Raw genomic sequence first — 13,576 nt, forward strand, 5'->3', positions numbered from 1 at the left:
GGCATGACGTCCGCGGGGCTCTCGGGGAGCGCACAGTCGGCGTGGCAGCAGCGCCTGTTCGAGGAGTTGGCAAGAGGCGGGGACCTGCTGTGCCTGAAGGTCTTGGGGCAGCGGTTTGTGGTCCGCTGGGGCCCTGCGGTCACGTGGCAGCAGCGGGCAACAATGAGCTTGGCCTGGGCGCGGTGCATCAGCAGCAGCCCTGAGCCCCTGCTGCCGCCGGAGCCAATGGAACCCACCGGAGTTAGTCAGTTCACGGCCTCAGTCACCTGCGCCTCCATGAAGTTCGGGGACGGCACCTTCCATATTGGAACCGCGTCCTTTGAGGAGCTTGCTGAGAACCTCACGTCACGGCTCACGGTGTCTGCGATTTTGGCCAATGCCGGTGAACTGACCATGCTCCACGCCTGCGGGGTTGCCGATCCGGGCACGGGGGCCGTGGTGGCGCTGGTGGCCAAATCCGGGACAGGGAAGACCACTGCAGCTTCCGTTCTGGGCCGGATCTATGGCTACGTCACGGATGAGACAGTGGCCGTCGCCTGGGACGGCTCCGTGGTTCCCTACGCCAAGCCGCTATCGGTCAAGCAGGAGGCCTCTGCACCCAAGCGCCAGGTAGGGCCGGACGAGTTTGGTTTGCAGCCGGCCCCGGTCATGCCCTTCATCCAGTCCATCGTGCTCTTGAACCGCGTCCAGGGGGCGATTCCGGTGGCTCCAGCGCTGGAACGGGTGCCACTGGCAAGCGCCCTTCTCGCGCTGATCCCTGAATCGTCATCGCAGGCAGAATTCGTGGATCCGCTGCAGTCGCTGTGCCGCATCATCGAGAGTGTGGGGGGAGTGTGGCAGGTGACCTATGCGGAGGCAGCGGACCTGCCCGCCGTTTTGGAGCCTCTGTTCCGGCTGCAGGCAACGTCGGCGTCGGAATGGGAACCCGCCGCAGAAGAAGTTGCCCACCAGACACCCATCCCGGCCGGCAGGATCAGACGCAGGACCCCAAAAGACGCTGTGAAAATCGGCGCCGAGCTGCTGCTCATGCTGGACAACGAAATAGTGAGCCTGACCGGTATCGGACCCGCGGTCTGGGATGCCTGTGCTGGGCCGGTAGAGCTGGACGACGTGATGGACCACGTAGGAAAGGTGCACGGCGAACCCGAAGGTTACCGGGCCGCCGTCGCAACAGCCGTAGAACACCTCATCGCCAAGTCGGTATTGGAACGCGGCGAAAAATAGACCGCCTGCAAGGCGCGTACAAGACCTGAATCTGAGGAATCATCATGAGCACAACAACCACGCCCCCGGAGGCCTCTCCGGGCCTGGACCTGGCGGACTACCTGAACGTCCTGAGGGTGTACTGGAAGGCCATTGTCGCCTTCACCCTGCTGGCCACCGTGGCAGCTGCCGGATGGACCATCCTGCAGCCAAAGATCTACTCCTCTGATTCCAGCGGCATAGTGGTCACCCCCGGCTCGGACAACGTGAGCCTGGCACTGGCCGGCGACAGCTTGGCCAAGGCCAAGGTCAAGAATTACGAATCCGTGGCAAAATCGCGGCTCGTCGCGGACCGGGTCATCCAGGCCCTGGACCTGAAGACAACTGCCGACGCCCTCCTTGGCAGCATCAGCGTCAAGGTACCGCTGGATACGGCCGAGATCAGGGTCACCGCACAGTCCACGGATCCCGCAACTGCGCAGCGGGTGGCCGATGCCTGGGTCAACGGCCTCGCCGCCCAGGTGCAGGCCATCGAGACGGCACCCTCCGCCGACGCAGCCGGGTCGTCCCCGAGTGCCGAGACAGCTGTCCGTGTTCTCCCGCTGGGCAAAGCCGTGCTCCCCACCAGCCCCACGTCACCCAACACCAAGCTCGACCTGGCCCTCGGCACCCTCGTCGGGCTGGCCCTCGGCGTGGCGTATGCGCTGATACGCCGGCACCTGGACCGGCGCATCCAGAAGGCTGCGGACATTGAACGGTTGTTCGGCGTTCCTGTGATTGGCACGCTCCCTGTGGACCACCGCTTGGATGGGAAGAGCACCATCGTGGACGCCGGCACCGCCGCGCAGCTCCATGACGCCGGCGGCGCCATGGCCGAGGCTCTCCGCGAGCTGCGCACCAACCTCAGTTTCCTGGACGTGGACCAGCCCCCACGGATCATCGTGGTCACCAGCTCTCTTCAGGCGGAGGGCAAGTCCACGGTGACGGCCAACCTGGCGGTCACCATGGCGGCAGCAGGTGAAAACGTAGTAGTGGTCGACGGCGACCTCCGCCGGCCCACGCTGGTGGACGTCTTCAATCTTGTTCCCGGAGTGGGGGTAACCGATGTGCTCACGGGCACCGCCCAGCTCGCCGATGTCCTCCAGCCCTGGGGTGCGTTGCCCAACCTCTCAGTCCTGGGATCAGGCCGCATCCCGCCGAATCCCAGCGAGCTGCTGGGCTCGCGGGCCATGAAGAACATGCTCAATACCCTGGCCAAGGATGCTGTTGTCATGATCGATGCACCGCCGCTTCTTCCGGTGACGGATGCAGCCGTCCTCTCACGCGCCGCGGACGGCGCCATTGTGGTGATTCGGACCGGCAGGACCACCCAAGAGCAGTTGGACCAGTCCCTGGGGAACCTTGAGAAGGTCAAGGGGCGGGTCCTGGGAGCCGTTCTCAACTACGTTCCCATCAAAGGAAGGGACGCCTACTCCTACTACGGAACATATTCATCGGCACCAGCTCCGTCCTTTGCGGAATCTGAGCCCATCGACGACTGTCAGAACGCAGATACCTTCGATGTACTGGAAGTTGTCCCCGGCGGCCGCAGGGCCAGGATCTAGGCGTCCCGTGTCGTTCGCTGGCCAGGAAACCCAACTCAGGATCCCGGAGGGCGTACTCCTCGGCCATGCCCTGGTGTCGCGCGTGGCGGACAGTTTGGATATACGGGTCTTCTTTATCAAGGGGCCCGCCAGCGTCCTCCAGGGGCTGCGTCAAGCGAAAATATCGGCAGACGTGGACGTCTTCGTTGTACCCTCGGACCTCGACCCTCTAATACAGGCTCTGCGGAGCCGAGGCTGGCGCGAGCGTCCGTCGGATCGGGACAACATTACCTTTCCCAAACACTCGGTGACCCTGGATCACCCAGAGTGGCCGTGTTGCATTGACGTCCATTTCCGCTTTCCAGGGATGGAAGAACCAGCCAGCAGCTGCTTCGAGATTCTGTGGGGGCACACTGTGCACATGGAACTGGCAGGACAGCGACTGAAAGCCCCGACGAAAATTCTTGGGGCCTTGTTTCTGGCGCTGCACGCCTTGCGGTCGCCCGAGCTGCCCGCCTGTCGGCAGGAGCTTCAGTATGTGGCAGGCGTCATTCAGCGGGAATCCCAGGCGGAGGCGCTCTTGGAGCTCGCCCGGGCCACGGGCGCCCTGGCCGCAGTCCGGCCCTTCCTTGAAACTCTTCTTCCCGAATCAATATCACCTGCTTGGCCGGAACCCTCCCAAGAGTGGCGCAACCGCGTCGCGGCGCAGGCGCCCGGGAGCGCTCGGATCATTGCCATTGTCCAGGCCTCGTGGAGGGACAAGCCAAAAATGCTGTGGCGCGCGGTCTTTCCGCGTACCGAAGTTTTCCTGACGGGAAACATCTATGCTGACCTGTCGGTACTGGGTCGGTTGAATCAGCATCGGGGCAGGTGGGTCCGGTTCTTTCGCGATATCCCAAGCCTCCTCCGTGACCTTCGTCATCTCCCATGACGTCACCGCGGGTGGGTGAAGGGTGGAGCAAATAGCCCTGCTTGGCTGCTGTCTGGGCCTTCCTATTTCCGCATCCGATTGCCGATTAACACACCAAATTTGTTAAGGTTCAGCTATGACTAAGGGGAAAGCAATAACCAAAGCCGTCATTCCTGCTGCCGGATTGGGGACACGCTTCCTGCCCGCCACCAAGGCAATGCCGAAGGAAATGCTGCCGGTGGTTGACCGCCCGGCCATCCAGTATGTGGTGGAGGAAGCCATTGACGCAGGCCTCACGGACCTGCTGATGATCACGGGCCGCAACAAGCGCGCCCTGGAGGACCACTTCGACCGCGAGCCCGGTTTGGAGGCTGCCCTTGAGGCCAAGGGGGACAAGGACAAGCTGGGTCTGGTGGAGTACGCCTCCAACCTGGGTCCCATCCACTACGTCCGCCAGGGTGAGGCCAAGGGCCTGGGCCACGCGGTCCTGTGCGCCCAGCAGCACGTGGGTGACGAGCCGTTCGCCGTCCTGCTGGGTGACGACCTCATCGACGAGGCAGAGACCCTGCTGAGCACCATGATGGAGGTGCAGCAGAAGACTGGCGGTTCGGTGATCGCGCTCATCGAGGTTGATCCGTCGCAGATCAGTGCCTACGGTTGCGCAGACATCACCGCCGTGGACGGCGAAGACTACGTCCGCGTTAACAGCCTGGTGGAGAAGCCCGCCGTCGGCGAGGCTCCATCCAACCTGGCAGTGATCGGCCGGTACGTGCTGCACCACTCGGTATTCGGCGTCCTGGAGAACACGGAGCCGGGCCGCGGCAACGAGATCCAGCTGACGGACGCCCTGCAGACCCTGGCTGCCGGCGAAGGCGACGGCTCCGGCGTTTACGGCGTGGTCTTCAAGGGCCGCCGTTATGACACTGGCGACAAGCTGAGCTACCTCAAGGCCGTTATCACTCTCGCGTCTGAGCGCGTGGAGTTCGGCGAGGACCTGAAGACTTGGATGAAGAACTTCGTCGGCTAGTCGTGCCGCCCTACTGCTTCTTGGAGGCCCGTTGCCGGAAGGTATCGGGCCTCCATTGCGTTTGGGTTCCCAAGGCTGCCAGGAGGCCTCCTATGACGGCACCTGACGTGTTTGTCACGATGTCTGACGGACTTGCAAAGCGGTCGTGAAGAAACAGGAGCTGTCCCAGCTCGATGCAGCTGGAAACCAGCAATCCAAATGCTCCAATCTGCCACCAGTGCTTTTCTGGAAATGCCAACCGACTCACAAAACCGACTGGCGCAAATAGGACAACGTTGGCGGCGGCTTCGACAAATGTGTAATTGAACCAGCTAGGAACGCCATGAATGTGAAGGAAATGCAGGACCGCGCTGAGCTCTCCGGAAACAGGCTTATCTACGGGTGACGGCCAGAAGGCAACCAGCGCCAGCGGAATGAGCATACCTGCCAGAACTCTGCGCCAGAGGCGATAGTTGCGAAGGAACTTCAAGCGGACCTCAGGAGGACCGTAAAAGGGCGAACACGGCCGTCCCAACGGCTGCTGCAGTCAGGAGCGTAAGAAGCATGTAGTGCAGCACCTCGGGCCGGGGGAGCGGGATGGAAAAGTCGTACTCTCGTGGTGCTCTGCGCCAGTGTCTCCCCATAGTTCAAATAAATACCATACAAAGCAAAAGGTGGGTGCTTCTCCGAAATCGGAGAAGCACCCACCTTTCGCTGGTGCTGGAAAGCGTTGCGGGTTAGGCGGCAGCCTCGGCCTTGGCGCGGCGGCGAACCACCACTACCGAGGTTGCGCCGGCGGCAAGTGCGCCTGCGCCAACCAGGGTCCAGAGAACAAGGCCGGAGTCGGCACCGGTGTTTGCAAGGCCGCCCGTGTTGGCCAGCGGAGCACCGGCAGCGTTGCCACCGGTGTTGGCCAGCGAAGCTGCCACGGTCACCGTGACCGGGCCGACGGTGACACCGGACTGGGTGCCGGTAGCGGTGATGGAGTAGGTCCCGGCCTCGCTGATGGCGATCGGGAGTGCGACAGCGCCCTGGGCGTCTGCAGTAGCGGACAGGTTCTGAGCCTCGGTGGCAACGGCGATGCGGGCAGCAACCGCACGGTTACCAACGCCGGCGCCATTGGAAGCGGGAGCCTGGCCCGGCGTCACGCGGATGATCAGCGGTTCTCCGGCACGGAAGCCCTGTCCGCGGAAGACGAAGGATTCGCCCGGGCCAACAACACCGTCAGAAACGGCTGCCTGCGGCGGAAGAGCAGGGTAGGTGGCGGCCATGGCAGGAGCCGAGCCAATGAGTGCGATGGATCCTGCAAGTGCGAGTGCAGCGAAAGTCTTCTTCATGAGTGTCCCCCCGGAGACGTTTAAGTTTTTGATACCCGATTTAGGGGAAAGGTCCCCTCTGCACGAGACCGTGTGCAGAACTACGGATAGATATCCCAAGAAAGACGGTACCATCCTCAACCGCCTGTCACCAAGCTCAATCAAGTCGGTTTACATAGTGTTAACGCAACCGTCACTGAGCTTGATCGCAAGACACATTTTTCGTTGGGAGGATGACGTCCTTTACAGGCTGGATGGTGGGCGTGACAACCAAGTTAGGTTCGGTATGCTGGACAATTTTCCCAAACGTGAACTCGACTGTCTTGCTTTCCCCTGGCGCAAGTTGCTGAGCGACGACCCCTACGGGCCTGCTCCCGTGTAAGTAAGGGGCGAATGGCGTCTTTTGTCCGCCGACTGTTGCTGATTCGACGTTCGACTGAGCGGGACCATAAGCGGCGATATTGGTTTGAACGGATCCGGGTGCTACCCCGAAAACTCCGCCACCTGTGACATACGCCGGCAGGGAAGTGGCAGCATCCGCTGGCGCCGTATTAGTACTGGTGACGCGAACAGTCGTTTGCTCGTAGCCGTTTGCCGGGCACTCCTTGACGAGCTGGACCGTGCGCTTGACGTAGTAATCCATCTTGGCGCCCGTGCCGTCGTTGAAATACACACCGAATTGGGCCGGGGACACACTTGGGCCGGATATGGACCCGCTCAGCGCGTACTTTGAGATCAAGTTCTGCTCAGGAAGGGAGGCAGACCATATTAGGAGCCGTCCCTCCTCCACGCCCCGGCTAATGCCTGCGATAAGCCCCTTTGCGTCGGCGGCACCACTGGATAGGGTGGAAAATACCTCTCGCGCCACACTAGCGAAATACCCGTCTTGTAATTTGGGTTGTTGGATTCTCGCGTAGACATCGGAGAGGAGCGTGTGTACGACGTTATCACCGGACAGTTCGGTGGGCAGTCCGGCAGCCTTGACTGCCGCCAGTTCCGGGCCACTGATGGCAACGGGACCCGTGGATTGAAGTATGTAGCTTAGAACAACGGGGTCTATCGCGACGACACCATCAACGGACTGCCCAGTCTTGTTTTCCCACAAGGTTCGGGCAGTAGACGCAGCTGTGGGGAAGTCGGGCGTCAAGTTCACGTCCTGCATGTACTTGCCAAGTCTCGATGTATAGATCTGCTGCTGCTGTTGGTCGAGGGGAACGGGCGGTGCTGCCGGTCCTATTTCCACTGCGCTGGTTTGAGAACCAAGGGATAATGACCCATTTTCGAGAGTGAGCACGGCAATTGCCCCGGGAATTCCACCAGTAGCGCGAATCTCCGCATTGTTTTGAACTAGTAGCAGGTAGTGGCGGGGCTGCTCAACCCCCAACATCCCTGGGGCAAGTCCGGCTGCGTCCGCAGCAGTGTCCAATAGAGAAGTCGCCGAGGCCAATTGCTGACGCATTTGGTTGAGAGGTTCTTGGATTTGCGGCACTAAGTTGTCTGAGCGGAGGGCAGCTAACCGTTCCGCAGAGCCCCTTACTGCTTGTGCCGCCCCGTTGACGGCAGGCGAAACTTGTTGGAGTGGCTTTAGATCTATACCGCTTTTCCCAGGTAGGAGCTTTTTCCAATTTAAGGACTCGTAGCTCTCGACCAATGGATCCACACCTAGATCGGCAACATCGTCGGCTGTGCGGGCCACTTCGGAAACGGCTGCAAAGTTCTCCCCTAGCCATGGACTCGCCGATGCAAGTGTCCAAAGAGGATCTCCGGCGGCCTCGCGCGCTGCCTCAGTGTGCGATTTGAGTTCGGCAACAGCTGATTTTGCCTCATCCGCCCGCTCGTTGAGGAGACTTTCTTGGACTTGTGGAATGAGTTCGGCTGCGGTGGATAGTTCATTTTTGATTGTTGAAGCTTTCACCGCCAACCAAGCGGCGGCCGCGACACTGAGAATTAGCAACATCGCGAAAGGAAGAATGAACTTGAGAAGAATGCTGTGTCTGGGCGCAGTGGTGCTTTCAGACATATTCCGGCTGCGACTAACCACTAATACGCTCCTGTGCTTCCGAAGACAGCGCGCACCGTGCGGAGCAAGATCACGAGATCGCCTGCCAATGACCAGTTTTCAACGTAGTAAAGATCTAGGCGGACTGAATCCTGCCAGGAGAGGTTCGAACGGCCGCTCACTTGCCACAGGCCGGTTAGTCCCGGTTTGACCAGCAGCCGCCTGCGCACATCCTGTTCATACGCCTCCACCTCGCGAGGGAGCGGGGGCCGGGGGCCAACAAGGCTCATCGTTCCTGCTAGAACGTTGAAGAGCTGTGGTAGTTCGTCGAGGCTATATCGACGCAGAAATTTCCCTGCCCGCGTGACGCGGGGATCGCTTTTGACTTTGAAAAGAACTCCGTGTCCCTCGTTCTTATGCATGAGTTCGGAGAGCCTAGCTTCCGCGTCCGGAACCATGGATCGGTACTTCAACATATTAAATCTTTGACCCCCGATACCAACGCGCTCCTGACGAAACAGGACGGGACCTCTACTGTCCAGCTTGACTAGGAGTGCGATAAGCAAGAGGAGAGGAGATGCCACAGTAATGCCCGCGGCTGCGACAGCTATGTCGAAGAGTCTCTTTGCAACGCGCTGACCTGCCTCAAGGCTAGGCGTGGTTACGTGGATAAGTGGGAGTCCCGCCACCTGCTGCGTATGTATGCGAGGCCCGGCGATGTCTGTAAGTGCGGGGGCCATGATCAAGCCGACGTTGCGGCTTGCAAGCTCCCACCCTAAATGGCGTAATACCTGGGGATGAAGCTGGACGCCGGCGGAAATGGCAACGGCATCTGCTTGGCACTTTTCGATAGCGGAAAGAATGCCATGGGCCATGGGTTCATGGCCTGCTATTGGCAGTCCAGTAGCGGCCAACTCTGGAGAAGTGCCCACGTGTCCTGGAGTGTATGCAGCGACAGGTTCGTAGCCGGCATGCTTTGCCTTTACTAGCGACGAATGAAGATGAGCCACAGCGCCTGGACCCCCTACTAGCATGAGCCGAGACATATGCTGACCTTTTTCGCGATGCACGTTCAGGTGCTGCCTCAAGAGCCAGCGTGCTAGAAGCAGACCACAGAGGCCAGCTGGCAGGGCAATGCCCACGTATCCACGTGCTGTGTCTATGCGAAATACGTACGAGATGATGGCGATAAGACCAAACATCCAAAGGGAAGCTGCAACTACGCGCTTATATTCATCAGGCCCTGATCCCAGGATCCGGCTTTGTCTTGAGTTCCAAGCACCGAGCATCAGCCACCAAGAGATGACGAGGACTATCGACAGCCACGCGTATGAGAGATCGTGTTCGGACTTGATCAGTTCGGCGTCTGGGCCAAAACGAATGGCATAGGCCCCAGCTACTGCCCACAAAACTACAAAAGCATCAACTATCCGCAGAGTACGCGAAGTACGCACTTTCCAGTCGTCTGCTTGACCCAATGTGGCCCCCCAATCCCGCTGTGGGAGTAGCCGAACCTACCCCGGCTACTGATGTTAGCCGAGTTGGACACGTACAAGTCTCAGTCCGCCATCTCTGCGAAATTTGCTAAGAGGACGCGGCCATCCAGCAGCACATTCGAGTTAGTGAAGCAAACCTGAGACTAGATCGTGACCAATGTGTAGTCCTTGAACAGAAGGATGACTCAACGAGTCACTTTGGCGCATCAGCCACTCCATGAAGTAGAGCCGGGACGAGCATCTCTTCCCGGGGAGGTACACTGAGTCAACCATTTGCATGCCGCGTTGCAGTAGCGTTTCAGGCATCACCGCATTTAAAATAGGGGACCCGGTTTGGATCTACGCGACTACCTGCTCATTCTTCGTCGTAACTGGATTCTAGTAGCTGCGGGCATTCTCGTTGGGTTGCTGATCGGCGGAGGTGCTTCTCTGCTTATCCGGCCAACGTATACAGCCCAGACACAGCTTTTCGTTGCAATCCAAGGTTCAGGGACTATTCAGGAACTGCAACAAGGGAACACATTTAGCCAGGCTCGGATTCAGTCCTATGTCACCACTGTTTCATCGCCCGCCGTTCTGCAGCCTGCAATAGACAAGCTCGGACTCGGGGTCACCCCTATGTCAATTCAAGACAGGGTGAAGGCTACTGCAGACCCGAACACGGTTCTCATAAACATTTCGGTAAGCGATGAGTCTCCCGTACAAGCGGCGGCGCTCGCTCAGGCCGTGGCGACTAGCTTGATCTCTACAGTGGACCAACTAGAGAGACCGACTCCCACCGCAAATTCGGTGGTTAGGCTTTCCGTTATAAAGCCGGCCACGGCTCCTCCTGCTCCGTCGAGTCCGAATACTCGCTTAAACCTTGCCATTGGTGCCTTCATGGGGTTGATGTTGGGAGTGGGCGCAGCCGTGATCCGGAATACCATGGATAGGAAAGTCCGAGGAGAAGCAGACCTTCGTAGGATTACAGACAGCGCGATACTTGGCGGGATCGCCTTTGACGTCGATGCTCAAAAAAAGCCTTTGTTGACCCAGGTACACGGGCAGAGTCCTAGGGCAGAATCTTTCCGTCAGCTGAGAACGAACCTTCAATTCGCCAACGTTTCCAACCGTGCCAACTCGTTTGTTGTGACGTCCTCCTTACCGGGTGAAGGTAAAAGTACAACGGCTACCAACCTAGCCATTGCTTTAGCGGAAGCAGGGCAGCGAGTGTGTCTTGTCGACGCTGATCTCCGTCGCCCCATGGTTAGCGAATACCTAGGTTTGGACAGAAACGCGGGCCTGACAACAGCACTCGTGGGCGAGTTCGACGTCGAAGATCTCATCCAACCTTGGGGCCAAAACGATCTCTACGTTCTGACTTCAGGCCAAATTCCACCGAATCCGAGTGAGATGCTGGGTTCTCCAGAGATGAAAAGCCTGGTCGGGCGACTGGAGGCAATGTTCGACTGCCTTGTCATTGATGCGCCTCCACTTCTTCCCGTCACTGATGCCGCTGTTCTGTCTCAACATGTGGGGGGAGTAGTGCTTGTTGTATCAGCGATGCGCACGAAGGGGCAGGACGTTGAGAGGGCGCTTACAGCGTTGGAGCTAGTTGGAGCGAGCCTGCTCGGAGTGGTCCTAAACAGACTTCCGACTAAGGGCCCCGATGCCTACGAATATACCTACTACAGTAGTGGAGAACAGCAGATGCGGCCGAAGGGAACTTTCCCTGTGAGAAGCCGCAGCCTGTAACTGCCAAAGCAACGTCACAATTCAACAAAGTGACGAGCATTCTCCACTCAGTTGAATGCGCATGGAGATTGGGGATTATCAGATCCTAAAACGATAAAAGGGCAAAAATCGTTTTTCCAAAATGTACTGCAATGATATCCCTCCGGTCTTATTACGAAATATATTGATCTCGTGCCCAATAGTCTGACAGGACGCATTCCTAAGGTTCGACTCCAATGCCTGGATTGCATTGAGATATAAAATACTTGCGGAATAGCGCTTGGACCGTAATCTGGAGAAGTTCACGGGTTCCCCTCGCCTGCCGCCTCGTGAATAATAAACCGCCGCAGACACCTACAAGATTCATGATTTGAGGTGGGCGGGATGGAAGGAACAAAATTGGCGTCAAATCCCACAGTCCTCTTCGTGACTACTTACGATCCCGAAGACTCAAGCTTAGGCGGTGCAAGCTGGGTCGATCGAAAGTTGTTGGCCAGCTTGGGCGATCAGTTGATGCCGGGCCTACAAGTGCTAACCGTTGCCGCGCGAGTGGGTCCAAACGAGGTCCCGTTGGAGGTATCCGGCGACCGTTCCGCGCAAGTAAAAACCTTAACTCGAATGCTTTTCAAGGGTGAGCCTTACCAGGAGGCTAAGTTTAAATTCCACGGCAACTGGCCGCGAAAAGTGAGTGAGCTAGGGCAGATTGCCTCGAATTTCGATGTCATTGTCACAAGCCAGTGGCCGGCACTACTACTGTGTGAAGCCGCAAAGATCCGTCCTGACGTCCATGTCGCCCACAATGTGGATTGGGTTTTGGCGGAGAACTATGATCCGATGATTTTCCGCATCATGAAAAACTCTTCAAAGATGAAGAAAAGGGAGCGACAGCTTCTTGGTCACGCCACTGATGTCCTAACGCTTTCTGCGAGCGATGCAGTAAGACTTCGTAATACCGGAGTTTTTGCCCAGCCCATCCGTTTGATCAGCGGATCCAGCGCTGCCGGTGAGAGGCAGAGACGAAGCGTTGGGTTCATCGGTAAAATGTCGTGGCCTCCAAATCGTGTGGCTGTAGAGAACCTCGTACATGAAGTTCTGCCACGAGTGAATGCTCGCTCACAAGAGCCGATCAACGTTGTCCTGGCAGGCCGAGGTTCGGAACAGTATGCATCGCTGGCGCACGTGCAGACTCTTGGCATTACTGACTCCGTCGACAGCTTCTATTCTCAAATAGACGTTGCGGCCATCCCCCGCACAGGTGAGGTTACGGGAGTAAGCGTGAAGATGCTCGAAGCTCTCGATTACGGCAAGAAAGTGATAGCTCCGGCAAGCCTTATCTCGGATGCCAGCCTCCAAGGCCGCCAAGCAATAGTTGCTAACGACACTGAAGCGGTTGTAGCGGAAATAATCAGCTACTTTAATGGGACTGACGTGGCAAATGAGACTGGTGACGCCGAGGAAGTTGTAAAACCGGATTCTCTCCTTAAAGAGCGAATTGACCAAGTAGCGTCCCGAGACACCCGCGACGCGCTCGTTCCCCACGACATCTGGGCAGCTATTGAACGACGAGTTGTGTCAACTGAACATGAGCTCCTAGACCTGGCCTTTAGTGCAGAGAGTCCGAAAAGGGTTCAAACTGTAAACCTCCATCACTCGTACCTTGCCTCGACCTTGCCGGATTTTGCACAATCAATCATGCACGCGGACATTATCACCGCAGATGGTTGGCCTATCGTCAGTCAAATCCGAGCCCTCAGCGGAAAGTCCGTAAGCCGCGTTACCGGTTCGGGATTCCTGCAAGCCCTCGTAGCAGATCCAAGACTTAGTGGCTGCAAAGTTGCCCTTATTGGCGGAACGGAGAGCGCGGGAAAGACCTTTGAAACCGTGTTGAACTCCGCCGGCGCCCAGCTGTCGTTCCGCGAACACGGAAGAAAAGAAGAATGGTCACCTTCTGAAATCGCAAACCAAGTTAATACGCTCGGTTGCAATTTTATACTGTTGGCTGTCACTCCGCCCTTTGGAGATCTTTTTGCCAAGGCACTGATAGATGAAGGCGCCTTGGCATTTATTGTCGGTGTGGGCGGTGGACTGGATATGTTGGTCGGGCATCGGAAACGCGCGCCTCAAGTTGTGCAGCGGCTGAATTTAGAGTGGATATTCCGATTAATTCAAGATCCCAAACATCTCTGGAAGCGATACGTTGTGCAATGCATTCCTGCCTACGCCGCTATGCTTCGCGAGCGGCAGAAGCGATGAGCAGCGCAAGTACCTGATCGCCGATAGGCCGCGCCAAGGAACCAATGAAGCGGGTGGCCAAGTGTCAAGCGAATGCTGTCATACGTAATCAATCCAA

10 protein-coding genes are annotated in these 13,576 nt (G+C 58.1%); 6 read left to right on the plus strand and 4 right to left on the minus strand.

The features are described from left to right. Nucleotides 1-3: 3 nt before the first annotated feature. The 4 genes from AC3ANU_RS06855 (at nucleotide 4) to galU (ending at nucleotide 4,723) form a co-directional block, all read left to right on the plus strand. The gene (locus AC3ANU_RS06855; protein WP_488315712.1) at nucleotides 4-1,224 is read left to right on the plus strand and encodes a hypothetical protein; all 1,221 of its coding nucleotides are present in this window, start codon (nucleotides 4-6) and stop codon (nucleotides 1,222-1,224) included. A gap of 44 nt (nucleotides 1,225-1,268) precedes the next feature. After that, nucleotides 1,269-2,807 (plus strand): tyrosine-protein kinase domain-containing protein, encoded by a 1,539-nt coding sequence (locus AC3ANU_RS06860; RefSeq protein WP_488315713.1) that lies wholly within the window; start codon nucleotides 1,269-1,271, stop codon nucleotides 2,805-2,807. Beyond that, nucleotides 2,764-3,717 (plus strand): nucleotidyltransferase family protein, encoded by a 954-nt coding sequence (locus AC3ANU_RS06865; RefSeq protein ID WP_488315714.1) that lies wholly within the window; start codon nucleotides 2,764-2,766, stop codon nucleotides 3,715-3,717. The genes AC3ANU_RS06860 and AC3ANU_RS06865 overlap by 44 nt, the downstream gene beginning before the upstream one ends. A gap of 115 nt (nucleotides 3,718-3,832) precedes the next feature. Then, complete coding sequence (galU, locus tag AC3ANU_RS06870; protein WP_224084093.1) at nucleotides 3,833-4,723, plus strand: UTP--glucose-1-phosphate uridylyltransferase GalU; 891 nt, start codon at nucleotides 3,833-3,835, stop codon at nucleotides 4,721-4,723. 10 nt (nucleotides 4,724-4,733) lie between these two features. On the opposite strand, the gene AC3ANU_RS06875 is transcribed toward galU, so the two are convergent. The 4 genes from AC3ANU_RS06875 to AC3ANU_RS06890 form a co-directional block, all read right to left on the minus strand. Next, nucleotides 4,734-5,144, minus strand: coding sequence for a VanZ family protein (locus AC3ANU_RS06875; RefSeq protein WP_488315715.1), 411 nt, complete (start codon nucleotides 5,142-5,144; stop codon nucleotides 4,734-4,736). A gap of 295 nt (nucleotides 5,145-5,439) precedes the next feature. Next, complete coding sequence (locus tag AC3ANU_RS06880; RefSeq protein ID WP_134164033.1) at nucleotides 5,440-6,039, minus strand: LPXTG cell wall anchor domain-containing protein; 600 nt, start codon at nucleotides 6,037-6,039, stop codon at nucleotides 5,440-5,442. A gap of 172 nt (nucleotides 6,040-6,211) precedes the next feature. Beyond that, nucleotides 6,212-8,038, minus strand: a complete 1,827-nt coding sequence (locus AC3ANU_RS06885) for a DUF4012 domain-containing protein (protein WP_488315716.1) — start codon at nucleotides 8,036-8,038, stop codon at nucleotides 6,212-6,214. Between the two features lie 20 nt (nucleotides 8,039-8,058). Then, nucleotides 8,059-9,495 carry a sugar transferase gene (locus AC3ANU_RS06890; RefSeq protein ID WP_488315717.1) on the minus strand — a complete coding sequence of 479 codons (1,437 nt, stop codon included), beginning with the start codon at nucleotides 9,493-9,495 and terminating at the stop codon, nucleotides 8,059-8,061. Between the two features lie 351 nt (nucleotides 9,496-9,846). Between AC3ANU_RS06890 and AC3ANU_RS06895 the strand changes: the two genes are divergently transcribed. After that, a complete protein-coding gene (locus tag AC3ANU_RS06895; RefSeq protein WP_488315718.1) occupies nucleotides 9,847-11,247 on the plus strand; it encodes a tyrosine-protein kinase domain-containing protein in 1,401 nt (466 codons plus the stop codon). Nucleotides 11,248-11,652: 405 nt separating this feature from the next. Continuing rightward, entirely contained in the window at nucleotides 11,653-13,479 is a 1,827-nt protein-coding gene (locus tag AC3ANU_RS06900) for a WecB/TagA/CpsF family glycosyltransferase (RefSeq protein WP_488315719.1), read from the plus strand. The last annotated feature ends 97 nt before the right edge of the window (nucleotides 13,480-13,576 follow it).

The sequence above is a fragment of the Arthrobacter sp. SDR-2R genome (genome assembly GCF_057747955.1).